This is a genomic window from Streptomyces bambusae (assembly GCF_019400985.1).
GTDB classification, from domain to species: domain Bacteria; phylum Actinomycetota; class Actinomycetes; order Streptomycetales; family Streptomycetaceae; genus Streptomyces; species Streptomyces bambusae_A.
On record NZ_WTFF01000750.1, the window covers coordinates 1 to 535 of the forward strand.

General features: G+C 77.8%; 1 protein-coding gene. It reads left to right on the plus strand.

Going from position 1 to position 535, the window contains the following annotated elements; translation table 11 throughout:
• Positions 1–58 precede the first annotated feature (58 nt).
• Positions 59–256: a helix-turn-helix domain-containing protein gene (locus GPJ59_RS36870; protein WP_258025463.1), complete on the plus strand. Its 198-nt coding sequence runs from the start codon at positions 59–61 to the stop codon at positions 254–256.
• Positions 257–535 lie beyond the last annotated feature (279 nt).

A 535-nucleotide genomic window follows, 5' to 3' on the forward strand; every position in this document is an offset into this window, starting at 1 on the left:
CTTCGGCAGCGGCAGGTGTGTATAAGAGACGGGCGCCGCCCCGTCCGCGATCCCGGCCCTGGCGGGCCTCGCGGCCCCCGCCCTCACCCCGCGCGAGCGCGAGATCGCGGCCCTCGCCGCCCAGGGGCTGCCCTCCCGCGCCATCGCGGTCCGCCTGGGCCTGTCCCCTCGCACGGTGGACAACCACCTGACGAGCATCTACGCCAAACTCGGCATCCCCGGCCGCACGGACCTGGCCTCGATCCTTTCACCGTGAGGCCTTCGGCTGGCGGGGCCGGGGGCCTCACCGCGGCGGGGCCTTACGGTGACGGGCGGCCGAGGGCCGGAGCCCGGCCGGCCCGCCACCCGGCCGGACCATTGATCCCCGTACCCTTGGGAGCCCTGAGATGTACGGCCGCTCGGCAGCGGCCGCGGTCCTGCGGGCCGCCGCCCTGACGCGGCCCGCGGGCAGCTCGGGCGAAGGCGCGTCGGACGCCGCCGAGGCGCCGAAGGCCAAACCGCCGGACGCGTCGGCGGCCCCGGACCCGGCCGACTC